Source organism: Frondihabitans sp. PAMC 28766 (assembly GCF_001577365.1).
In the GTDB taxonomy this organism is placed as follows: Bacteria; Actinomycetota; Actinomycetes; order Actinomycetales; family Microbacteriaceae; genus Frondihabitans.
Map to the genome: position 1 here is coordinate 3,253,463 of NZ_CP014513.1, position 21,673 is coordinate 3,275,135.

A 21,673-nucleotide genomic window follows, 5' to 3' on the forward strand; every position below is an offset into this window, starting at 1 on the left:
TCAATTGTACGCCCACAAGCCCCGTGCCGTCATCACTGTGCCGGGCGGGCTCTCGGTTCGACGAAGAGGCTGCGCGGCGCCAGCGTGGCGCGGGCCCGGGCGGCCGGCGACGAGTGCGACCGGAGCCCGCCGAGAACGACCCGAGCGGCGTCGTGCACCGACGCTGCCGCCGGCGAATCGCCGAACCGCTCCATCTGCACGGCGGCCAGCAGGGCGTCGACGGCCTCCTCGGCATCCTGCGACCCGGCGACCAGCGCTCGGAACCGTTCGGCCAGCACCTGGGGGGTCTCGCCGGGGTCGGCGGAGATGCCGAGGTCGCGCGCCGAGTCGACCACCTCGCGCCACGAGTCCAGGGCCGCGTCGGGCGGGCCCGAGCCCAGGCGCCGCCGCCGCCGCGAGGTGCGGAGCCACCAGGGCGTGAGAGCCAGCAGGATCAGCACTACGAGACCGGCGACGCCGAGCGGAAGCGAGTTCGTCGACGAGGTGCCGGCGGCCTGGGCGCTGGACGTGGCTGCCGCCGAGGTGGTGGGCACCGCCAGCTGCGACGGCGCGGCCGTAGCGGTCGGCACCGGTGTGTCGGAGGTCGACGGCGAGGCGCTGGCGCTCGGCGAGGCGCTGGCCGTCGCGCCGTTCTGCTGGAGGTAGGCGGCCGTCGTGCCCTGCCCCACCGTCGGCTCGAACGGCACCCAGCCGAGCCCCTGGAAGTAGAGCTCGGGCCACGTGTGCAGGTCGTCGCTCGTGACCGTCCAAGCCCCGGTGCGGGGGTCCTGCGTGCCGGGGAGGAACCCGACAGCGATCCGGGACGGGATCCCGAGGGTGCGCGCCATGACGGCCATGGCCGACGCGAAGTGGACGCAGTAGCCGCTCTTACGCTTCAGGAAGACCTCGATGGCGTCGAGACCGGTGCCGTCGTATCCCTCGCGCACCGGTGTCGTCGTCGAGTACGTGAAGTCGCCGTCCCGGAAGTAGTCCTGCAGGTCGACGGCAGCGTCGAACGGGTTGGCCGCCCCCTGCGTGACCTTCTTGGCGAGCGTGCCGATGTCGGCGGGCACACCCTTCACGTTCGTGTACGCCGAGAGGTCGGCCGGCGTGTCGCCGAGCGATTTGACGATCTGCGCGCGGGTCGGGTTCACCGGGCGCGACGTCACCGTGTAGTGCAGGCCGGGCGTGCTCTCGGACGTCGAGCGGACCGTCACCCCGGAGGCGTCGACATACTTCCACTTCTGGTCCACCCCGACGACCTTGGTGGCCGGGACGGGGATGGGCAGATAGGGGCTCCGCAACAGACTCACCGACACCTTGGTCGACTCGGTCGATCGGCGCGTCGACTTCGAGATGCCGGGCGCGGGCGGCAGTTTCGTCACCGTGTCGGCCGCCTTCAACGACACCTGCGCCGGGCTCCACCGCCGCCCCGAGAAGTCGACGAGGTCGACGAGCTTCAAGTACTCCCCCGCCGACGACGACGAGGTGTAACTCAGCACGTCGACTGAGGTGCCGCGGCGGAGGTCGTCGCCGAGATTGATCGCCGGGTTGACGCCGGTCGAGATGCCCGCGCCCGTGTTCGCGTCCTGGAGCACCGTCGACAGCGACGACGGCAGCAGGCTCGTGACGATGCCGGCGACCGCAAGGGCTGCGACGCCGGTGACCAGCGTCGCGCGGGAGGGGCGCCGCCCGGTTGAGATCAGGAGGACGGCGGCGTAGCCGACGACGGTGACGACCACCCAGAACCAGTTGGGCGACACCCCGGGATGAGCGACGGGACGGCGAGGACGACCACGAAGACGACGCCGGTGAGCGTCGGGATCCTGCCGGCACGTGCCAGGAGGTCCACGACGATCGAGGCGGCGGCGACACTCGCGATGACGACCGCCAGGATGGCGGGCGAGACCGTCACCGGCGCCTGGCCGGCCACGATCGTCTCGTTCGCCTGCTGCAGCAGAAGGCGCACCCGCTCGGCCGTCTCGCTGGTGGGGATGAACCCCAGGACGGCCGTGCCGCCCGACACGGTCACGACGCAGGCGATCGCCGCCACCACGAGGCCCGCGACGTAGACGGCCACCACCGGCCAGTGCACCGCGCGGGCCGACGCCATCGCCGCGAACACCAGGGCGGTCACGAACGCCACGCCGACGAGCCAGCCCGAACCCTGGAAAAGCGGCCCGAGGCTCGCGATCGAGGCGAACAGGGTGAACCAGAGGGCGAGCGTCAGCCCCCAGCGGGCGTGCCCGGGGGCGAAGCGGGCGGGTAGTTCGCCACCACCGTCGGACGCAGGCGGCGCGGGTCGGGTGACGAGGTCAACCACCGAAGACCCCCGCTGTGCTGAGCACCAGTGCGACGTCGCTGACCGAGTCGGCGTCGACGACGTGCCAACCGTCGGCTCGCAGGGCCGACGCGACGGCCGACGGCGAGTCGGCGGCCGTGTCGTCGGGCACGAGCGGGTCGAGGTCGAGGTGCACGACGACGGCGACACCGCTGACCCCGGGGCCACGAGTGCGGCCGAGCTGTTGCCGGTCGGCGTCGCCGAGGCTCGAGACGATTGCGATGACGGGCTCGCGGGGCGACGCCTCCGGGCTGCGGTCGGACGAGTCGTCGTCGAGCTCGAGGTCGGCGAGCAGATCGAGGAAGAGCGGTGTCGTCGACGGGTCGTGCACGGCGACCGTCGAGCCGTCGAGGGTGACCACGCGGGTCTGCGACCCCGCGAGCCCGTACGCCACGGCGATCGACGCGGCGGCCGAGACCGCCCACTCGAAGCCGTCGCTGACCGGCCGACCGGAACCGAGCGCAGGATGCCAGTCCCTCCAGTTGGCACTCGCCACCGGCACGATCACGCGGGTCGAGGGCAGCCCGTGCTGCTCCTCCTGCCGCACCATCAGTTCGCCCTGGCGCGCCGTGGCCTTCCAGTGCACTCGGCGCATGGCGTCGCCGCGGCGGTACTCGCGGGTGATCGGGTCGTCCTGGCCGCCGGTCTGGCTGTGATCGCGTCGCAGACGAGAGCCTTCGCCGAGCGACCGGCTCTCGCGCCCGAAACCGATGGGCACGACCTCGGGCAGCACCGTCAGCTCGCTGCGCCCGGGCACGGACACGAGTCGACGTGCCATCCCGAACCCCTCGACGACATCGACGAGGGCCGGGCCGACGCGATGACGCCCGCGGGGCAGGTCGTCCAGCACGAACGACACAGTCGAAGACGAGCCCGCCGGAATCGTCGTCACGACGCCTTCGCTCGAGTGCATCCGTCGCCAGCCGACGGTGTCGCGCACCCGCACCGACACCGCGCCGACCGATCCCGGCGCCCTGACGGTGACGCTCTCGAGCACCGACCAGCCGGCCACCGCACGATCGGGGTGAACCGGCGCGACACGACGACGGTGGGGACGCGGACGGAGACCGCGACGAGAGCGGCGAGAACGAGGGCCATGATCGCCAGGCCGCCGAAGAGGAGAGGGCCGGCGCCGAGCAGCGAGCCGACCAGGGCGACGGCCGCACCGGCCGCGAGCGCGCCGACGCCGCGGCGGGTGGGCCGGGGCCAGCGCCGTCGGAGGTCGTCCACGCTCTGTCTCTCAGACGGCGTCGTCGAGGGGAACCGGGGTGGACGCCACGATCGACGCGACGATGTCGTACGCCGCCGAGACGGCCCCGGCGCCCGCACGACCGGCGAGGATCAGGCGGTGGCCGAGAACGGCGCCGCTGAGTGCGTCCACGTCGTCGGGGATCACGAAGCCGCGCCCGTTGAGCGCCGCCCACGACTTCGCCGCCCGCATCAGCTGGAGGGTCGCGCGGGGGCTCGCGCCGAGACGCAGATCGGGGTGCGTGCGAGTCGCCTGGACGATGCTCACGGCGTACTGCTCGACCACCGAAGCGGCGTAGACCGACCGCACGGTCGTGATCATGCGGCGCAGCTCGACCAGGGTGACGAGGGGCCGCAGCGACTCGAGCGGGCTCGCCGTCTCGCGCTGACGGAGCATGCGGAGTTCGCTCTGCGCGTCGGGGTAGCCGAGCGAGATGCGCGCCATGAACCGGTCGCGCTGCGCCTCGGGCAACGAGTAGGTGCCCTCCATCTCGACGGGGTTCTGCGTGGCGACGACGAGGAAGGGATCGGGCAGCGGGTGCGAGAATCCGTCGACGGTCACCTGCTTCTCTTCGAGGCTCTCGAGCAGCGCCGACTGCGTCTTGGGCGACGCACGGTTGATCTCGTCGCCGATCACGATGTTGGCGAAGACGGGCCCGGGCTTGAACTCGAACTCGTTCTTCTGACGGTCGAAGATCGACACGCCCGTGATGTCGCTCGGCAGCAGGTCGGGGGTGAACTGGATGCGGCTGACCCGCGCGTCGACGGCCTTGGCGAGAGCCCTCGCGAGCTGCGTCTTGCCGACGCCGGGCACATCCTCGATCAGGAGGTGCCCCTCGGCCAGCAGCACCGTCAGAGCGGTCGAGATGGCACCCGCCTTGCCGTCGATGACCGTGCCGACGGCCTCGAGGATGTCGCGGGCGTGATGCTGCACCTCTGCGAGCTCCATCGCGAGTGGCACCGGCTGGGGCGAGGGGCCCTGTCGGGAGTCGTCCGGGGTCTGCGTGTCGGTGGTCGTGGTCGTCATCGGCCCGTACCGTCGTTTTCGTCGTCTTTGTCGTTCTCTTTGTCTTTGTCGTGCAGGTAGTCGACGACGCCTGCCGGCACGTAGGGCGTCACGTCGCCGCCGAGGCCTGCGACCTGCCGCACGAGAGAGCTCGACACGAGCGCGTGCGCGGGGTCGGGCAAGAGGAAGACCGTCTCGACGCCGGCGAGGCTGCGGTTCATGATCGCCATGGGCGTCTCGTACGCCACGTCGACCTGCGACCGGATGCCCTTGACGAGCACCTTCGCCCCGACCCGGGTGCAGTACTCGACGAGCAGCCCCTCGCTCCAGCTCGTCACGGAGACGTTGCCGAACGAGCCGCTCTCGGGGCTGCGCGCCTCGTCGAGGGCGAGCTCGATCAGCTCGACGCGCTTCTCGACCGGGATCAGGGCGTTCTTGGCGGGGTTGTGCACCACCAGCACGTGGAGTTCGTCGAAGATGGCGGCAGCCCTGGCGATGACGTCGAGGTGCCCGAGGGTCACCGGGTCGAAAGACCCGGGAACGACGGCGATCGTGCTCATTCGCACACCCTATCCGGCACGCGTGCCCAGCGGCTGAACGGGACGGGGACATGTGCTCCAGGCGTGCTGAGCCAATCTCACCCGGCTCGTCTCGTCGCCCCGCTCGGCAGCCGTCAATTCTTGGCCAGGAAGTCGCGGCTCGCCTCGTCGAGGCGCCGCGCCAGAGCGGCCGCGAGGGCCGGGTGGCCCGCAAGTGTCGGGTCGTCGCCGAGCACCTCGGCCGCGTGCTCGCGAGCCAGGGCGATCACGTCGCCGTCGTGCGCCACCCGCAGCAGGCGCAGAGACGAGCGGCCGCCCGACTGCATGCTGCCGAGCACGTCGCCCTCCCGGCGCAGGTCGAGGTCGATCTGCGCCAGCTCGAAGCCGTCGGTGGTCGACGCGACGGCCTCCACCCGCTGCCGGGCGAGCGAGCCCTCCTCGGCGCGCGTGACGAGCAGGCAGAGACCAGGATGCCCTCCCCGGCCCACCCGACCGCGGAGCTGGTGCAGCTGCGACACGCCGAACCGCTCGGCGTCCAGCACGACCATGGTCGAGGCGTTCGGCACGTCGACCCCCACCTCGATCACGGTCGTGGCGACCAGCACGTCGATGCCGCCGCGGGCGAACTCCTGCATGACGTCGTCTTTCTCGACGGACGACATGCGCCCGTGGAGCATCTCGATGCGGCGACCGGCGAGGGCCTCGGTGGTGCGGAGGGTGGCGAGCACGCGCATGACGTTGGCGATCTCGGGGCCGGGGCCGCGGATCCTGGGCCCGCGTGGCCCTCGCGATCGTCGGCGTGTTCGGCGCGGTCGGGGCTCGCATCGTCGGGCTCATCGCCCGGATCCGCGAACTCCGGCGTCTTGGAGTCGATGGCGGGGCAGACGACGAACACCTGTCGACCCCGGGCGATCTCTTCGGCGGCACGCGCCCACACTCGGTCGATCCAGGCGGGGCGATCCAGCGGCACCACGAACGACTCGATGGGCTGGCGGCCCCGCGGCAGCTCGGCGATGGTCGACACGTCGAGGTCGCCGAAGACCGTCATCGCGACGGTGCGCGGGATCGGCGTCGCCGTCAGCACCAGCACGTGCGGCGGCGTCTGGCCCTTGCGCCGCAGGGCCTCGCGCTGCTCGACGCCGAAGCGATGCTGCTCGTCGACGACGACGAGCCCGAGGTCGTAGAACTCGACGTTGTCGCTCATCAGCGCGTGCGTGCCGATGACGATGTGCGCCTGGCCGCTGACGATCGCGAGGGTCGCCCTGCGGCGCTCGGCCGTCGACATCTGGCCGGTCAGCAGCACCGGGCGCAAGCGGGCTGCGAGGTCGGGCCCGAGAGTCTTGACGATCGACCGAACGTGCTGCGACGCGAGCACCTCGGTCGGGGCGAGCAGCGCCGACTGGCCGCCGCTCTCGGCGACTGCGAGCATGGCCCGCAGAGCCACGAGCGTCTTGCCCGAGCCGACCTCGCCCTGCACGAGGCGGTTCATCGGCACGTCGGCCGCGAGATCGCGCCTGATCTCGTCGCCCACGAGCGACTGGTCGCCGGTGAGGTCGAACGGCAGCGCCGCGTCGAACCCGTCGAGCAGACCGCCGGGCTTCGCTACTCGGGCGACTGCGGCCGACCGCCGAAGCTCGGCCCGCTGCTGCAGCAGGGCGCTCTGCAGCACGAACGCCTCGTCGAACTTCAGCGTCTCGCGGGCCTGCAGGTAGTCGCGGTCTCGCTCGGGGCGGTGGATCTTCTCGAAGGCCTCGCGCAGCGGCATGAGCTGCAGCTCGCGGCGGACACCCTCTGGCACCGAGTCGGGCAGCGGCGGCAGCGTGTCGAGCACGACCTCGACCGACTTCTGCACCTGCCAGGTGGTGACGGTGGCGCTGGCGGGGTAGATCGGGATGGGCTGCTTCGCCCAGGCCTGCGCCGTGACGTCGCCGGCCTCGACCGCCCGCTCGTCGGAGGCGTCGAACAGCTCGTAGTCGGGGTGGGCCAGCTGGCGATTGCCGCGATAGTCGCCCACCTTGCCGGCGAAGATGCCGCGCTTGCCCGGCACGAGGTCTTTCGAGCGCCAGCCCTGGTTGAAGAACGTGAGGGTCAGGATGCCCTGGCCGTCGCCGATCCGGACCTCGAGAATCGAACCGCGCCGGGCCTTCATCGACCGCTCGCGGACGTCGAGCACCTCGGCCACGATCGTGACGTTCTCGCCGATCGCCAACTGGTCGAGGGCCGTCAGCTCGCCCCGCCGCGCGTACCGCCTCGGATAGTGGCTCAGCAGGTCGCCGACGGTCTCGAGCCCGAACGCGCGCTTCAGAGCACCCGCGGTACGCCCGCCGAGGGCGTTCGTCAGGGTCGTGTCGAGAGGCGAGGCGACGGAGGTGACCACCCCTTCACGCTACAGGCGGCCGCCGACAGCCGGTGCGCGGTCGCGGCCTGGCAGGATGGCGGCCCGGATGGTCGGCGCCCGCTTGCGGCCTGGCAGGATGGCAGGGTGACGCGCATCATCGCCGGGTACGCCGGATCCTCCACCCTCGCCGTGCCGAAGACGGGCACCAGGCCGACGAGCGACCGGGTGCGCGAGGCCCTCTTCTCGGCGCTCGAGGCTCGCGACGAGATCCGCGGGCTGCGGTTCGCCGACCTGTACGCGGGGACGGGGGCTCTCGGGCTCGAGGCGGCGTCGCGAGGCGCCGCGAGCGTCGTGCTCGTCGAGAAGGCCGGGTCGGCTGCCCGGGTGTGCCGCGAGAACGCACGGCTCGTCGCCTCCCGAGCCCCCGCGCCACGTCGCCCTCGATCGACGTCGCCCCGGTGGCGGTGCGCTCCTGGCTGGGTCACGCGCTGCCCTCGTCCCTCGACGTGGTACTGCTCGATCCTCCCTACGAACTCGCCGACGACGACCTCGACGGCGACCTCGCAGCGCTCCTGCCGGCCCTGGCCCCTGACGCTCTCGTCGTGGTCGAACGCCGCACGAGCAGCGGCGAGCCGACCTGGCCGCCCGGGCTCGCGCTCGAGGCGACCAAGTCGTACGGCGACACCGTGCTCTGGTGGGCCCGCCATGAGGATCAGCCGGTGGCGCCCGACCAGGCTTCGTAAGGGTCCCAGCCCGGCGCGTCGACGAGCTCTCGGCCGTCGAGTGTGACGCGGGGCGTGGCATCCTGCGACCCGTCGAGGCTGCGGAGCACCCCGATCGCGCGGAAGCCGCCGGGCAGCGCGACTCCCGGCGGGAACGTCGCGAGCAGAGAGTGGTCTTCTCCCCGCCGAGAGCCGCGCGCGGGTCGACGCCGAGGGCGTCGGCTGCGAGGTCGACGACGACACCCGATGCCCGCGCGAGTCGGCCTGCGTCGAGGGCGAGGCCGTCCGAGAGGTCGAGCATTGCGGTCGCCCCGGCCTCGGCCGCCAGGGCGCCGTCCGCGACCGGGGGCGTCGGCGCGACGTGCCAGGCGATGTCAGGATCACGACGGCGCAGCTCGGCCGCCAGCCTCGCGTCAGGCGTGCCCTCGTGGTCGACTCCCAACCGGAAGAGCATCTCGAGGCCCCGCCCCGAGCGGCCGAGCGCCCCCGAGACCGCGACGACGTCGCCCGCGTGCGCTCCGTCGCGCCGCACCGGATCTCGCCCCCCGAGGTCGCCGAACGCCGTGACTGCGATTGTGAAAGTCGCTGAGGCCGACAGGTCTCCGCCGACCACGCCGCATCCTGGTGCCATCTCGGCGCACCCGTCTCGCAGGCCGTCCGCGATCGCCTCGAGCACCGACACCGGCGTCTCGGGTGGCACGGCCAGGGCCATCACGAGCGCGGTCGGGCGGGCGCCCATCGCAGCCACGTCCGACAGGTTCGAGGCGGCGGCCTTCCAGCCGATGTCGTGCGGGGTCGACCACGCGAGCCGGAAGTCGGGGCCGTGCACCATGAGGTCGGTCGTCACCACGAACCGGCCGTCGGGCGCGGCCACCACCGCCGCGTCGTCGCCGGGCCCGAGCAGAGTGCTGTGGCCCTTCGGCAGTCGCGGCAGGATCCGCGCGAGCGTCGCCAGCTCGCCGATGCTCGCGACCGTCTCGGGGCCCGGCTCGGTCTCTGGCCGACGCTCGCTCGATGGGGGTTGCTCATGCGACTCACGCTAACGTGATCTTCGATGTCGCCCTCGCCCCGCCGCCGCACCCTCACCGCTCTCGTCGGGCTGGCGCTCGCCGTGCCGCTGCTAGCCGCTTGCACATCGACGGTGCACCTGCAGCCGGCCGCTGCGGCGAACACCGTGGGCTGCGCCGACCTGATCGTGCACCTGCCGAAGACCGTCGAAGGGCAGAAGATGCGCGACACCGACGCCCAGGGCACGAGCGCCTGGGGCTCACCGGCCAGCATCGTGCTGACCTGTGCATCACGACGCCGAGTGTCTCGGACGAGGCGTGTGTGACGCCCGGCGGTGTCGACTGGCTCATCTCGTCGACCGGCAAGGGCGACCAGGATCAGGTCTACACGACCTATGGGCGCAACCCCGGCGTGCAGGTAGTCGTCGACACGGCGGCGCTGCCCACGGCGAGCAACGCGCTCTTCGACCTCGCCGCCGCCGTCAAGCCCCTCAAGCAGACGCTCCACTGCGAGTCGGCGCAGTAGCCCGCCCGCCGCTGCCGCTCCCGCTCCCGCACCCGCACCCGCACCCCCCACCGGGCTACCGCACCACGCACCGGGCCGTCGCACCCCGCCTAGGGCGCCTGCGGCGGCCGCAGGAAGGTGTCGTCATATCGCCGCACGCCCGCCGCGCGGCCCGCCACCACTGCCACCGCGCGGCGGCACCTCGCGGCGGCCACCGCACCTCTCACCGGGCCACCGCTCCTCCCGTCAGGCCACCGCACCTCTCCTAGGGCGACCGTGGCGGCCGCGCGAAGGCGTCGGACCTGGGCACGCCCGCGGCGAGCAGCCGGCGCGCCAACTCGATCGGATTGCGCGCCACCGGGTAGTCCCACCGCACGATCTGATTCACTCGCGGCAGGACGGCGAGCCTTGCCTGCCGCCGCTTCTCGTCGCGAATCGCCTCCGCCGCCGTTCGCCCCCGCAGCCACCGCTCGTCCGAGTACTTCCAGTCGCCGTCGAACTCGCCCGCCACGCCGACGCTCTCCCACCAGAAGTCGGTGCAGCCGACGAGGCCACCCTGGTCGCGGAAGGGTTCTTGCAGGGTCGGAGACAGGATTCCGCGCTCCGCCATCCCGACCCGGCTGAAGGATTCGCCTGCGAACTCCGCCCTGCTGTCGGCGAAGGCGAGAGCAGCCGCGGCCGACTTCCGACGCTGGGCACCCGGGCGCCGAGCGAGTTGCTCCGCGACGTGATCGCGAGCGAATCCCCCGGTGTGGAGACCGTGATCGAGCACGAGGACGGCATGCGAGAACGGGCTCGACAGCGCGATGTCGGCCGCTGTGCGCGACGGCGACGTGAGGGCGAGCCCCTCCCAGGAGGCGACATCGGTCGGCAGGATCTCGCCGGCCCGACGGTGGAGGGTCGGCGTCAGCTGACTGCCGGAGCGGCGACGATCAATGACGTGCACTCGCACGGGCCATTCGTCGGGCACGGGAAAACCCCAGAGTGCGGCCGCAGACCAGTGGGAGATCACGACCGGGCCCGAGAGACGAGCGACGATCGCTTGGATCCGCGCGATGTACCTCTCGCGAGCCGCGAGCGATCGCCATAACCCGGCGTCCAGATACGTCCCGGGGGCGAGTCGCTGCAGTTCGCCCCTCTCGGCGCGACGCCGCAGGGCTCGGTCGTCGAGGCCCGAGCGGAGGGTATCGGCGGTGCGCAGGAGGCGAGGCTGGAGTTCCATCCCGCAAGACTGACCGACGGCCGCCGGCTGGTGGCCCGCCGCCGACGATCTGTGGACAACTCCTCGCCTGTGGAGGACTCGCGCACGGGTCGAGCCGCACGAAGGTGCCGCAGTCGCCGCACCTCCGATCCAACAGCCGCGCAGCGCCTAGGGCCGGTGCGGCATTCCGCCGGGAGGTGCGGCAGCGCGCCGCCGCGCGGGGCGCGGGCGCGCGCGCGGCGCGGCGGCGGCAGCTACCGCTGCTCGGCGACCCCGAGCGCGATGAGCTCGTCGAGCAGGGCCGGGTAGCTCAGGCCGGAGGCCAGCCAGCACGCCGGGAACATCGAGATCGGCGTGAAGCCGGGCATGGTGTTCAGCTCGTTCACCACGAAGCCGTCGTCGGTGAGGAAGACGTCGACGCGGGCGAGGCCCGCCCCGCCGATGGCCTCGAAGGCGCGAGCGGCGAGGCCCTGGAACTCGGCGAGCTCGGCATCGGTGAGCGACGCCGGGCACTCCAGGTCGGCTCCCGGGGCACCCAGGTATTTCGACTCGAAGTCGTAGAACCCGCCGCCCGACAGCACGATCTCGCCGGCGACGGACACCCGCGGCGCTCCGCCGTCCCGGCCGCCGAGCACGGCGACCTCGAGCTCTCGGCCGACGACCGCCGCCTCGACGAGCACCTTGTTGTCTTCGGCGAGAGCCTTCTCCATCGCTTTGGCGAGGTCGGCGAGCGACGACGCCTTCGAGACGCCCACGCTCGATCCTGCGCGCGCCGGCTTCACGAACACCGGCCACCCGAGCTCTTCGACGTGCTCTTCGATCACGGCGCGGCGGGAGGCCCACTCGTGGGCCCGCACGGTGATCCACGGTGCGACGTCGATGCCGGCCTGCTGCAGCACCGTCTTCGAGAAGTGCTTGTCCATGCCCACGGCGGAGCCCAGGATCCCGGCGCCCACGTAGGGCAGGCCGACCAGCTCGAGGAGGCCCTGCACCGAGCCGTCCTCGCCGTAGGGGCCGTGCAGGATCGGGAACACGACGTCGATCTCGCCCAGCGACGACACTTCGCCCGAGGCCGACACCACCATCATCTCGCGGGTGGCCGCCGACTCGGGCCAGCGCACGCGCGTGCCGTTGTCGTCGACCACGGGAAGGCGAGTCGCGTCGAGCGCGAAGTGCGCGGCGTCGTCCGGCTGCAGCGTGAACGCACCGTCGGCCGTGATGCCGACGGGCACGACGTCGTACTTCGTGCGGTCGAGAGCCGCGAGCACCCCGCCGGCCGTGGCGCAGCTGATCGAGTGCTCACTCGAGCGGCCACCGAAGAGCAGCACGACGCGGAGACGGGCGGGAGTGGGTGTGTCGGTCACGGGCGCCTTTCGACGGTGGGCTCGAGACCGGGCGGGCAGGCTATTCGCCCTGGGGCTCGTCGGTCTCGGTGAGATGCGGCGCGATGTTGCGCGGGTCCAGAGTACCGGCGAGCACCTCGGCGACCTGCGTCACGATGGGCATGTCGACTCCGCGAGAGCGAGCGAGCTCCAGGATCGGGGCGACCGACGCGAGCCCTTCGGCCGTCTGGTTCATCTGGCGCACCACGTCGTCGAAGCGATAGCCCTGGCCCAGCAGGCGCCCCGCGGTGTTGTTGCGCGACAGGGGCGACTGGCACGTCGCGATGAGGTCGCCCAACCCGGCAAGACCGGAGAGCGTCTCGGGCTTGGCGCCGAACGACACGGCGAAGCTCGTCATCTCGGCGAGCCCGCGCGTGATGATCGACGCCTTGGTGTTCTCGCCGTAGCCGACGCCGTCGACGATTCCGATGGCCACGGCAATGAGGTTCTTGAGCACACCGCCGAACTCGGTGCCGATCACGTCGGTGTTGACGAACGAACGGAAGTACGGGTTGGTCGCGGTGGCGGCGACGAGGGTCGCGGTCTCGAGGCTCTCCGACGAGACGACCGCCGCGGTCGGCTGCCGCTTGGCGATCTCGAGCGCCAGGTTGGGGCCGGACGCCACGGCGACCAGCGAGGCGTCGATGCCGAGCTCTTGACGGATCACCTCGCTCATCCGGAGGCCGGTACCCTTCTCGACGCCCTTCATCAGGCTGACGACCGGCACGCCCGCAGGGATGATCGCGCGGATCTCGGCGAGGTTCTGCCGGAGGGTCTGGCTCGGCACCGAGACGTAGATCTGCTCGGCGCCGTCGAGCACCGCCGAGATTCGCGACGACGCAGTCAGGCCGATCGGCAGGTTGATGCCGGGCAGGTAGTCGGTGTTGCGGTGGGTCTCGGTCACCTCGCGGGCGATCTCGGGTCGGCGCGCCCACATCGCGACCTCGGCCCCGCCTTCGGCGAGCACCTTCGCGAATGTCGTGCCCCAACTGCCGGCGCCGAGCACTGCGACACGTCGCTCGAGGGCCGCGGCCTGCACGACCGAGATGGCCTCGGTCGTGACGAAGCCCTCGCCCAGGGCGTCCAGCGACGCCCGGGGCCCGGAGCTTCGGTCGGAGTGACTGTCTCTAGGGCTCAAAGCGTCCGATCTCGGTCTGGTTGTGCTCGGCGGGGTCGTACAGGCGCTCGGGCGGAGTGCCGCCACGGATCTCGGCCAGCAGCTCGGTGATGCGGCGCATGACGAGAGCGGTCGCCTCCATCAGCTCGTGCTGGTCGAGATGACGGCCGCGATAGGCCGACAGGTCGACCGGGTCGCCGAAGGCCGCTCGGACGCGCTTGCGCGGGAAGACGTGGATCTTGTCGTCGCGCCCCAGGATGTCCTGCGCACCCCACTGCGCCATCGGGATCAGCGGAACACCGGTCGCGAGGGCGAGGCGCACCGCCCCGCTCTTGCCGCGCATCGGCCACATGTCCGGCTCGCGCGTGAGCGACCCCTCGGGGTAGACGATGACGCCCTCGCCGCGCGCGAGAGCCGCCCCGCCCGACTCGATCGGGTCGGCGCCGCGAGTGCGACCGGTGCGGTCGACGGGCACCTGCCCCGTCGAGCGCATGATCCACTTCAGCACCGGCACCTTCCACAGCGACGACTTCGCGAGGAAGCGCGGCACCCGGCCCAGGCGGAACAGGATCACACCGACGATCAGCGGGTCGTAGTTGCTGTAATGATTCGGTGTGACAACGAACGGGCCCGTGGCCGGCAGCTTGTCGGCATCTCGCACCGTGTACTTCGCCTGCGCCACCAGCAGCGGCATGGCGAGGCGACCGAGGACGCCGAAAGTGAGGTTGTGTTCGCGGATGCGCTTCGGCGATGGGGCGAGAGGCGCATCAGGATTAGTCGTCACCCTTCGAACGTGAAGTCCGCACCGAGCTTGCGAAGCTTCGCCACGAAGTGCTCGTACCCCCGCGCGATGATGCCGACGTTGGTGATCTTCGACTCGCCCTCGGCGGTCAGAGCAGCGATGAGGTGGCTGAAGCCGCCGCGCAGGTCGGGCACACGGATATCGGCGCCGTGGAGCGGTGTCGGGCCGGTGATGACAGCGGCCTGCTCGAAGTCGCGACGGGCGACGCGGCGCTCGACGTCTTTCAGGCCGTCCTTGTGCACCACGATCTGCGCACCCATGTCGTTGAGCGCCTCGGTGAACTGGAAGCGGTTCTCGTAGACCGTCTCGTGCACGATCGACACGCCGTGCGCCTGCGTCAGCGCCACGACGAGCGGCTGCTGCCAGTCGGTCATGAAGCCGGGGTGCACGTCGGTCTCGATGACGACCGGCTTCAGCTCGCCACCGGGGTGGAAGAAGCGGATGCCGTCTTCGTGCACGTCGAACTCGCCGCCGACCTTGCGGAAGACGTTGAGGAAGGTCATCAGGTCTTGCTGCTTGGCGCCCTCGACGAAGATGTCGCCCTTGGTGGCCAGGGCCGCAGCAGCCCAGCTGGCCGCCTCGTTGCGGTCGTTGATCGCGCGATGCGTGTAGCCGCGCAGCGACTTGACGCCCTCGATGAAGATGACCCGGTTGGGCTCGACATTGACGATCGCGCCCATCTTCTGCAGGATCGCGATGAGGTCCATGATCTCTGGCTCGATCGCGGCGTTGCGCAGCTCGGTGACACCCTCGGCGAGGACCGCTGTGAGCAGGACCTGCTCGGTCGCGCCGACGCTCGGGTAGGGCAACACGATCTCGGCGCCCTTGAGGCCGTTGGGGGCCGTCAGGTGGATGCCGTTGTAGTTCTTGTCGACGATCGCCCCGAACGCGCGGAGGGCGTCGAGGTGGAAGTCGATCGGGCGGTCGCCGATACGGCACCCGCCGAGGTCGGGGATGAACGCCTCGCCCAGGCGGTGCAGCAGGGGGCCGCAGAACAGGATCGGGATGCGACTCGAGCCGGCGTGCGCGTCGATCTCGGCGAAGTGCGCCGTCTCGACGTTGGAGGGGTCGAGGATGAGCTCGCCGCGGGCCGGGTCGGTGATGCGCACACCGTGGATCGACAGGAGCCCGCGCACGACGTTGACGTCGCTGATGTCGGGGACGTCTTTCAGGATGCTGGGGGTGTCGCCCAGCAGAGACGCCACCATCGCCTTCGTGGCGAGGTTCTTCGCTCCGCGCACCTCGATGCGCCCGATCAGCGGTTTGCCGCCGCGGATGATGATCTCGTCGGACTTCAGCCCGACTCGGGCACCCGCTGCTGCTGCATCCTGAACAAGGGAGTTCACTACTTCACCGGCAATGTCTTGGGCCGCCATGACGCGCGGCGCGATTCGAATTCTGTGATTGCGGCCTCGTCACGGAGGGTGAGGGCGATGTCGTCCAGCCCCTCGAGGAGACGCCACTTAGTGTAAGCATCGACTTCGAACGAAACCGTGAGCGGCGCGGCCGTGGCGTCGCCCCCGTTGGGGCGGCGACGGTGACCGTCTGCTCGGGGAGGTCGACCGTGATCTCGGGGGATCCGTGCCCGGCTGCGACCGAGGCGTCGATCAGGGCCCAGATGTTCTCGACGTCGGGCTCTGCGACGACCGCCGTGAGAAGGCCCTGCTTACCCGAGTTGCCGCGGAAGATGTCGCCGAAGCGCGGCGAGATGATCACCTCGAAGCCGAAGTCGCGGAGCGCCCAGACGGCGTGTTCGCGGCTCGAGCCGGTACCGAAATCGGGGCCGGCGACGAGCACCTTCGCGCCGAGGAACTCCGGCTGGTTGAGCACGAACTCAGGGTCTTGACGCCAGGCGTAGAAGAGCGCATCGTCGTAGCCGGTCTTCACCACCCGCTTGAGGAAGACGGCGGGGATGATCTGGTCGGTGTCGACGTTGGAGCGCTTGAGGGGCGCGGCCGTGCCGGTGACGACGGTGGTCTTATGCATCTGCCGACTCCTTGGCGATGGACACGTCGGTGGGGACGGCGTCGGGTGTGTCGATCCCGAGATCCCAGGGGCTGGAGAGGGTGCCGCGGATGGCGGTCGCCGCGGCGACGAGCGGCGACACCAGGTGTGTGCGCCCGCCCTTGCCCTGCCGGCCCTCGAAGTTGCGATTGGACGTCGACGCGCAACGCTCACCGGGAGCGAGCTGGTCGGGGTTCATGCCGAGGCACATCGAGCAGCCGGCGAAGCGCCACTCGGCGCCGAAGTCGGTGAACACCTTGTCGAGGCCCTCGGCCTCGGCCTCGATGCGGACGCGGGCCGAGCCGGGGACGACCATGACCCGGACACCCTCGGCCTTCGTACGACCTCGGACGACCGAGGCGAACGCGCGCAGGTCTTCGATCCTGGAGTTGGTGCACGACCCCATGAAGACGGCGTCGACGCGGATGTCCTTCATCGGCGTGCCGGCCTCGAGAGCCATGTAGTCGAGCGCGCGCTGGGCGGCGGCCGCAGCGTTCGGGTCGGTGTAGTCGGCAGGATCCGGGACGCTCTCGGAGAGCGAGACGCCCTGCCCCGGGTTCGTGCCCCAGGTGACGAACGGCTCGAGGGCGTTCGCGTCGAGGAAGACCTCGGCGTCGAACACCGCGTCGTCGTCGGTCGGCAGAGTGCTCCAGTAGGCGACGGCGTCGTCCCAGTCGGCGCCCTGCGGCGCGTGCGGGCGACCCTCGAGGTAGTCGTAGGTGATCTGGTCGGGAGCGACCATGCCCGCGCGGGCGCCGGCCTCGATCGACATGTTGCAGATAGTCATCCGGCCCTCCATCGAGAGCGAGCGGATGGCGCTGCCGCGGTACTCGAGCACGTAGCCCTGCCCGCCGCCGGTGCCGATCTTGGCGATGACGGCCAGGATGACGTCCTTGGCTGTGACGCCGGGGCGCAGCTCGCCCTCGACGGTGATCGCCATCGTCTTGAAGGGTTTGAGCGGCAGAGTCTGCGTGGCGAGCACGTGCTCGACCTCGCTCGTGCCGATGCCGAAGGCCATGGCGCCGAAGGCGCCGTGCGTCGAGGTGTGCGAGTCGCCGCAGACGACGGTGATGCCGGGCATGGTCAGCCCGAGCTGCGGGCCCACGACGTGCACGATGCCCTGCTCGGCGTCGCCCAGGGAGTGCAGACGGACGTTGAACTCCTCGGCGTTGTGCCGGAGGGTCTCGATCTGGATACGGCTCGTCGGCTCGGCGATCGGCTTGTCGATCGCGAGCGTCGGCGTGTTGTGGTCTTCGGTCGCGATCGTGAGGTCGAGGCGGCGAACCGGGCGGTCGGCCTGGCGGAGGCCGTCGAACGCCTGCGGGCTCGTGACCTCGTGCACGAGGTGGAGGTCGATGTAGAGAAGGTCGGGGGCGCCGTCCGTGCCCTTGACGACCACGTGGTCGTCCCATACTTTTTCTGCGAGCGTTCTACCCAAGGGTGTGCCCTCCATCGTCGATCAGCGGATCGAACGAGTCTAGCGCCGTGTTACGAGGGCGTTTCGAGGGCCCGCTAGCATGACGCCGAACGGGCCGCTTTCGACGGGCGACGCACAGGCGACCGACACGCGACGGAGGACACATGACCGGGTGGACGCCCGCGCCGCGCCGCCGCCGCCGCCTCTCCCCGCGAAACGCGTGTTCGTCGGCCTCGTCGCCCTCGGCCTCGCCATCGCCGTCGTCGCGGTCGTCGGCACGTCGCTGACGCCGGTCTACGGCGACCTCGCCCCCTGGCGCAGCACCCCCGTCGCCGACCTCCGCACCTCGCCGACGACGACGGGCTGGACGACGGACCTCGCCCGCGAGGTGCTGCCCGGCGTGCCCGTCCGATGCGCGGGCTTCACCTCCCAGCAGACGACAGGGCGTTACGTCGTCGTGACAGGGACTCCACCGCCCCTCGGCTCGACGACGGCGTGCTCGGCGCTGAGCGTCTCGCAGGTGCAGTCCACCATCGCGCTGCTGGACACCGACACGGGCCGGGTCGTCTGGACGCGCGACCTCGCCGCCTCGTTCCCGACCCTGGCCGGGCCCGTCGCCGTGGACGGCGAGCAGGTGCTGCCCGAGGCGTCGCGGGTGCTCGTGCAGCTGACCGTCGCCGACCACGCGGCGCTCGCCTCGCTCTCGATGACGACGGGAGACGTGACCTCGTCGATCGAGCTGCCGTCGGGAGCGGCCAACTCCGTGCCTCTCGTCGAGGGCACGCTCGCGATGTACAGCTCGACGGCGGCGCGCGAAGGGTCGACCCGGTGGATCCTCGCCGACGTGCGCACCATCGACCAGCCGCGCTGGGAGGGGCTCCTGCCCGACGCGACTCCCCCCGTGCTCACCGACCGGGCCGGGTTCGCCGAGGTCTCGGGGCGCAGCTCGATCATCGACGGGTCGACCGGGCACGTGCACCGCCTCGGCGACGGCTCGGTCTCCCTCTCGAGCGCGATCGTCGACGACGCCGGTCTCGTGACGACGCAGACCGAGCCGAGCGGGATCGTGATCAGCGGCTGGAGCGCCCGAGGCCTGCGGCTCTGGACTCGAGCCGGCGTCGGCGCCCTGTCGGGGACCTCCCGCGACTGCGTGCTCGTCGTCCTTCCCGGCACGACCCGCGGCACCTGCATCGACCAGGTCACCGGGCGGACGCGGTGGACGACCGACGTCGGCAACGGCGCCTTCGCCCTCGGAATCGCCGGCCAGACGAACGACGCGATGATGGTCTACCGCGACAAGGGCGACCAGACCGAGATCGACGTCTTCGACGGGCGGACGGGGCGACTGCTCTACCCGATCGACTTCGCCCCGGTCACCTACTCGGCCCTCGCCTCGCGCACCACCGGCTACCTCGAGCTGTTCTCGGACAGCGGGTCGCCCACCGGCATCGGGGCATTCGACATGACGTCCGGGCGGGAGCTCTGGCACCTCGACGAGGCCGAGACCCGGGACACGCTCTTCTGGGGAGGGCAGCTCGTGCGAGTGTCGGCGAGTGGCGTGGCGACACAGTTGGTCGACCGCTCGCGCACAGTGCTGCGCGAGTAGGCCCGGCACTGCGCGAGTAGGCCCCGCACTGCGCGAGTAGGCTCCGGGGCGTCGGCGAGCGCCGACGGAGGCCGGTCGCGCGAGGAGGCTCGATGGTCGAATCGGTCGACGAGCCGTGGATCCCGCCGCGGCCTCCGGCGTACACGAGCGCGTGGGGCGACAGCGATCAGCCGGTGCCCCCTCGACCCGAGCCGACGGCTGCCCCGATCCCGTCTGTCGATCGGGTCGCGCTGCCGGGCGGCGGGGCCGGGGTGCGCCCAGGCGTGCGGTGGCAGGCGGGGCGCCCGGGGGGGCGCATCGACCGGCTCTGGTCGGGATTGTCGGTGGGGCGCCGCATCCTGCTGTCGTATCTGGCCCTGGCGGTCGCCATCGCACTCGTGGTCTCGGTGGGAGGCGCACTGCAGCCCACGTACGGCTCGCTCGCGCCGTGGCTGGGCGCGCACGTCGACGATCTGCGGGCGGCGCCGTCGGCCGGGCCTTGGGCGATCGATCTGGCCGCGACGATCGCTCCGGGCACCCCTCCGCAGTGCCTCCGGTTCGCCGAGACCGACCTGGGGCCGGATCTCGCGGTGGTGCGCGTGGACGGATCGTGGGCGTACGGCCTGTCGACGGATGCGGCGTGCTCGGTCGTGCCCGCGGGCTACGGGTCCCGCGTGGCCCTGATCGATACGCGCACCGGTGACGTGCGCTGGGTCCACGACCTGTCGGATGACCTCGGGCAGGGCGAGGGCGTGGCCGTCACGTGGACCTCGGCGCTGGACTCCGATTCGCGCATTCTGGTGCGCGGGGGCACGTCGACCCAGCAGGTCGTCGAGACGCTCGGGTCGGCCACCGGCAAAGTGCTCTCGTCGACGGGGGCGCTGCCCTCGTCGCAGGACGACCGTTTCACAGCGTCCGGCCGGGTGGTCGCGACCGGGTCGCTCAGCCTCGACGACCTCGAGTACACCTACCAGCTGCGCGACGCGGACGATCTCTCGAAGGTGGTGTGGAGCGGTCACGGCAACGAGACAGCGACGATGATCGCCCTCGACGACCGACTCCTGCTCGGCGATCGCGGCACTCTGCAGGTGCCGCTGGCGACCGGGGTGGCGAGCGAATGGAGCGGCCCGGTGTCGACGTCGGCGGGCTACGCGGTGCACGACGACGTCGTCTTCGCCACGAACGTGCACGGGCTCGGGGTGACGACGACCGAGGCCCGGGGGTTCACCGCGGTCTCGAAGACGGGGGCAGTGCTGTGGCGGTCGGATCTCGACCTGCGCGGGTCGTACTCGATCACTCGGAAGTGCCTGGCTGCGACCGACTCGGGAGGCGACACCATCACCTGTCTCGACTACCGCACGGGCAAGCCGCTCTGGTCGTCGTCGGTGGGCGAGTTCTCGTTCGCGGGCAGCCTGCCGGGGCAGCGCAGCGACGACGTCTACGTGGTGACGACGACGCAGCACGCGCAGCTCGTCTCGCTCGACGGGGCCACCGGCCACGTCCGCTTCTCGACGGACGTGCCACCAGGATCCTCACCGGTCGCGTCCGGCCGCACCGTCGCCTACGTTCTCGCCACGGGCCTCACGGGCGCGCGGTCGACCCTCTTCGGTGTCGACACCTCGAGCGGGCATCGCCTCTGGACGCGCTCGTCGCAGGTGCAGGTCGCCGTGTGGGCCGGGCACGTGATCGACATCGGCATGGACGGGCTGGCGCGCCGACTCGGATCGTGATCCACCACGAGCTCGAGGCCCTAGTCTCGTCTCGATGCCTGACGAGACCGCACCCGAGCCCGCGCCCCCCTCCGTCTCTGACGAGGCGAAGCGGCCGACGGGTGCCGGGTCGGGGGCCATCGTCGAGCGGTTGGCGATCGACCGCCTCGTCACCTTCACCGACGCGGTCGTCGCCATCGCCATCACCCTGGTGGCCCTGCCGCTCGTCGACGTCGCCGGCGACATCCACTCCCCCGAGCAGTTCTTCGCCCAGAGCGGCTACGCGGTGACGGCGGCCGGTATCAGCTTCGCGGTGATCGGCACGTTCTGGCGCGACCACCACCACCTCTTCCTCCGCGCGACCGACTACCCGCCGCTCATGCTGCGCGTCGTCCTCGTCTGGCTGGCCTGCATCGTCTTCCTGCCCGTCGCGACCGTCATCGACGTGCGCAGCGCATCGGGCAACCGCACGGCGTACGCCCTCTACCTCGGCACGATCCTGCTGGCCATGATCTGCTTCCGGGTCGAGGAGGCCATGCTGTCGCGATCGGGCTTCCTGCGAGACAGTCGCGGGCGCGACGCGTCCAAACGCGAGCTCCTCATCGACTGGGTGCCCGTCGGCCTGATGATCATCGTCATCGCGATCACCCTGACGATCGCCGGCCGCACAGGGCTGTGGAGTCTGGCGCTGCTCGTGATCGCGTCACCCCTGCAGCGCTGGCTGCGCTGGAAGTACGTGGCCGACGCCGCGCTGACGTAGCGCGGCGCGAC

17 protein-coding genes and 4 pseudogenes are annotated in these 21,673 nt (G+C 71.2%); 7 read left to right on the forward strand and 14 right to left on the reverse strand.

Features of this window, described 5'->3' with window-relative positions; translation table 11 throughout:
• Nucleotides 1-32 precede the first annotated feature (32 nt).
• The 6 genes and pseudogenes from AX769_RS25740 to AX769_RS15535 form a co-directional block, all read right to left on the reverse strand.
• Nucleotides 33-1,742 (reverse strand): DUF3488 and transglutaminase-like domain-containing protein, encoded by a 1,710-nt coding sequence (locus AX769_RS25740; protein WP_082763857.1) that lies wholly within the window; start codon nucleotides 1,740-1,742, stop codon nucleotides 33-35.
• Nucleotides 1,682-2,302 (reverse strand): transglutaminaseTgpA domain-containing protein, encoded by a 621-nt coding sequence (locus AX769_RS25745; RefSeq protein ID WP_066281121.1) that lies wholly within the window; start codon nucleotides 2,300-2,302, stop codon nucleotides 1,682-1,684. Before AX769_RS25745 ends, AX769_RS25740 begins: the two co-directional genes overlap by 61 nt.
• Nucleotides 2,295-3,332 (reverse strand): DUF58 domain-containing protein, encoded by a 1,038-nt coding sequence (locus AX769_RS15520; RefSeq protein ID WP_066281124.1) that lies wholly within the window; start codon nucleotides 3,330-3,332, stop codon nucleotides 2,295-2,297. The genes AX769_RS25745 and AX769_RS15520 overlap by 8 nt, the downstream gene beginning before the upstream one ends.
• Before the next feature lie 228 nt (nucleotides 3,333-3,560).
• Nucleotides 3,561-4,517 (reverse strand): MoxR family ATPase, encoded by a 957-nt coding sequence (locus tag AX769_RS15525; protein ID WP_082764094.1) that lies wholly within the window; start codon nucleotides 4,515-4,517, stop codon nucleotides 3,561-3,563.
• A 74-nt stretch (nucleotides 4,518-4,591) separates the two neighbouring features.
• The gene (gene coaD, locus AX769_RS15530) at nucleotides 4,592-5,134 is read right to left on the reverse strand and encodes a pantetheine-phosphate adenylyltransferase (protein ID WP_066281129.1); all 543 of its coding nucleotides are present in this window, start codon (nucleotides 5,132-5,134) and stop codon (nucleotides 4,592-4,594) included.
• A gap of 113 nt (nucleotides 5,135-5,247) precedes the next feature.
• A pseudogene (locus AX769_RS15535) lies at nucleotides 5,248-7,490 on the reverse strand (ATP-dependent DNA helicase RecG).
• Between the two features lie 150 nt (nucleotides 7,491-7,640).
• Here AX769_RS15535 and AX769_RS26065 point away from each other — a divergent pair.
• Both AX769_RS26065 and AX769_RS26070 read left to right on the forward strand, forming a co-directional pair.
• Nucleotides 7,641-7,805: pseudogene (locus tag AX769_RS26065) on the forward strand (RsmD family RNA methyltransferase); the annotation flags it as partial.
• A 32-nt stretch (nucleotides 7,806-7,837) separates the two neighbouring features.
• Entirely contained in the window at nucleotides 7,838-8,194 is a 357-nt protein-coding gene (locus AX769_RS26070; RefSeq protein WP_369824034.1) for an RsmD family RNA methyltransferase, read from the forward strand.
• Here the strand turns inward: AX769_RS26070 and thiL are convergent.
• Nucleotides 8,164-9,137, reverse strand: a pseudogene (gene thiL / locus AX769_RS23170) (thiamine-phosphate kinase). The gene AX769_RS26070 and the pseudogene thiL sit on opposite strands and share 31 nt — an antisense overlap.
• Nucleotides 9,138-9,227: 90 nt before the next feature.
• On the opposite strand from thiL, the gene AX769_RS15550 reads away from it, so the two are divergent.
• Both AX769_RS15550 and AX769_RS15555 read left to right on the forward strand, forming a co-directional pair.
• The gene (locus tag AX769_RS15550) at nucleotides 9,228-9,506 is read left to right on the forward strand and encodes a DUF3515 family protein (protein ID WP_066281134.1); all 279 of its coding nucleotides are present in this window, start codon (nucleotides 9,228-9,230) and stop codon (nucleotides 9,504-9,506) included.
• Nucleotides 9,503-9,706, forward strand: a complete 204-nt coding sequence (locus AX769_RS15555) for a hypothetical protein (protein ID WP_066281137.1) — start codon at nucleotides 9,503-9,505, stop codon at nucleotides 9,704-9,706. Before AX769_RS15550 ends, AX769_RS15555 begins: the two co-directional genes overlap by 4 nt.
• Nucleotides 9,707-9,950: 244 nt before the next feature.
• Here the strand turns inward: AX769_RS15555 and AX769_RS15560 are convergent, their stop codons facing one another.
• From AX769_RS15560 to leuC, 7 genes and pseudogenes are all read right to left on the reverse strand, one after another.
• On the reverse strand, nucleotides 9,951-10,907 hold the full coding sequence (locus AX769_RS15560; RefSeq protein WP_066281139.1) for a type IV toxin-antitoxin system AbiEi family antitoxin domain-containing protein: 957 nt from the start codon (nucleotides 10,905-10,907) through the stop codon (nucleotides 9,951-9,953).
• A 233-nt stretch (nucleotides 10,908-11,140) separates the two neighbouring features.
• The gene (locus tag AX769_RS15565; RefSeq protein WP_066281142.1) at nucleotides 11,141-12,250 is read right to left on the reverse strand and encodes a D-alanine--D-alanine ligase family protein; all 1,110 of its coding nucleotides are present in this window, start codon (nucleotides 12,248-12,250) and stop codon (nucleotides 11,141-11,143) included.
• A gap of 40 nt (nucleotides 12,251-12,290) precedes the next feature.
• Entirely contained in the window at nucleotides 12,291-13,274 is a 984-nt protein-coding gene (locus AX769_RS15570; protein ID WP_204249390.1) for an NAD(P)H-dependent glycerol-3-phosphate dehydrogenase, read from the reverse strand.
• Nucleotides 13,275-13,395: 121 nt separating this feature from the next.
• A complete protein-coding gene (locus tag AX769_RS15575; protein WP_239451814.1) occupies nucleotides 13,396-14,169 on the reverse strand; it encodes a 1-acyl-sn-glycerol-3-phosphate acyltransferase in 774 nt (257 codons plus the stop codon).
• Complete coding sequence (gene murA / locus AX769_RS15580) at nucleotides 14,166-15,533, reverse strand: UDP-N-acetylglucosamine 1-carboxyvinyltransferase (protein ID WP_066281144.1); 1,368 nt, start codon at nucleotides 15,531-15,533, stop codon at nucleotides 14,166-14,168. The genes AX769_RS15575 and murA overlap by 4 nt, the downstream gene beginning before the upstream one ends.
• Nucleotides 15,533-16,173 (reverse strand): annotated as a pseudogene (gene leuD, locus AX769_RS15585) (3-isopropylmalate dehydratase small subunit). Before leuD ends, murA begins: the two are co-directional and overlap by 1 nt.
• Entirely contained in the window at nucleotides 16,166-17,644 is a 1,479-nt protein-coding gene (gene leuC / locus AX769_RS15590; RefSeq protein ID WP_157887666.1) for a 3-isopropylmalate dehydratase large subunit, read from the reverse strand. Before leuC ends, leuD begins: the two are co-directional and overlap by 8 nt.
• Nucleotides 17,645-17,780: 136 nt before the next feature.
• On the opposite strand from leuC, the gene AX769_RS15595 reads away from it, so the two are divergent.
• The 3 genes from AX769_RS15595 (at nucleotide 17,781) to AX769_RS15605 (ending at nucleotide 21,662) form a co-directional block, all read left to right on the forward strand.
• Nucleotides 17,781-19,214: a PQQ-binding-like beta-propeller repeat protein gene (locus AX769_RS15595; RefSeq protein WP_066281147.1), complete on the forward strand. Its 1,434-nt coding sequence runs from the start codon at nucleotides 17,781-17,783 to the stop codon at nucleotides 19,212-19,214.
• Nucleotides 19,215-19,306: 92 nt separating this feature from the next.
• Nucleotides 19,307-20,923: a PQQ-binding-like beta-propeller repeat protein gene (locus tag AX769_RS15600; protein ID WP_066281149.1), complete on the forward strand. Its 1,617-nt coding sequence runs from the start codon at nucleotides 19,307-19,309 to the stop codon at nucleotides 20,921-20,923.
• 34 nt (nucleotides 20,924-20,957) lie between these two features.
• The gene (locus tag AX769_RS15605) at nucleotides 20,958-21,662 is read left to right on the forward strand and encodes a TMEM175 family protein (RefSeq protein ID WP_066281151.1); all 705 of its coding nucleotides are present in this window, start codon (nucleotides 20,958-20,960) and stop codon (nucleotides 21,660-21,662) included.
• The last annotated feature ends 11 nt before the right edge of the window (nucleotides 21,663-21,673 follow it).

Excerpts from the sequence above, each read along its gene's own strand:
- AX769_RS15605 (WP_066281151.1), top strand. The coding sequence starts at position 20,958 with ATGCCTGACGAGACCGCACCCGAGCCCGCGCCCCCCTCCGTCTCTGAC.
- coaD (WP_066281129.1), bottom strand. The coding sequence starts at position 5,134 with ATGAGCACGATCGCCGTCGTTCCCGGGTCTTTCGACCCGGTGACCCTC.
- AX769_RS15600 (WP_066281149.1), top strand. The coding sequence starts at position 19,307 with ATGGTCGAATCGGTCGACGAGCCGTGGATCCCGCCGCGGCCTCCGGCG.
- leuC (WP_157887666.1), bottom strand. The coding sequence starts at position 17,644 with ATGGAGGGCACACCCTTGGGTAGAACGCTCGCAGAAAAAGTATGGGAC.
- AX769_RS15550 (WP_066281134.1), top strand. The coding sequence starts at position 9,228 with ATGTCGCCCTCGCCCCGCCGCCGCACCCTCACCGCTCTCGTCGGGCTG.
- AX769_RS15525 (WP_082764094.1), bottom strand. The coding sequence starts at position 4,517 with ATGGAGCTCGCAGAGGTGCAGCATCACGCCCGCGACATCCTCGAGGCC.
- AX769_RS15560 (WP_066281139.1), bottom strand. The coding sequence starts at position 10,907 with ATGGAACTCCAGCCTCGCCTCCTGCGCACCGCCGATACCCTCCGCTCG.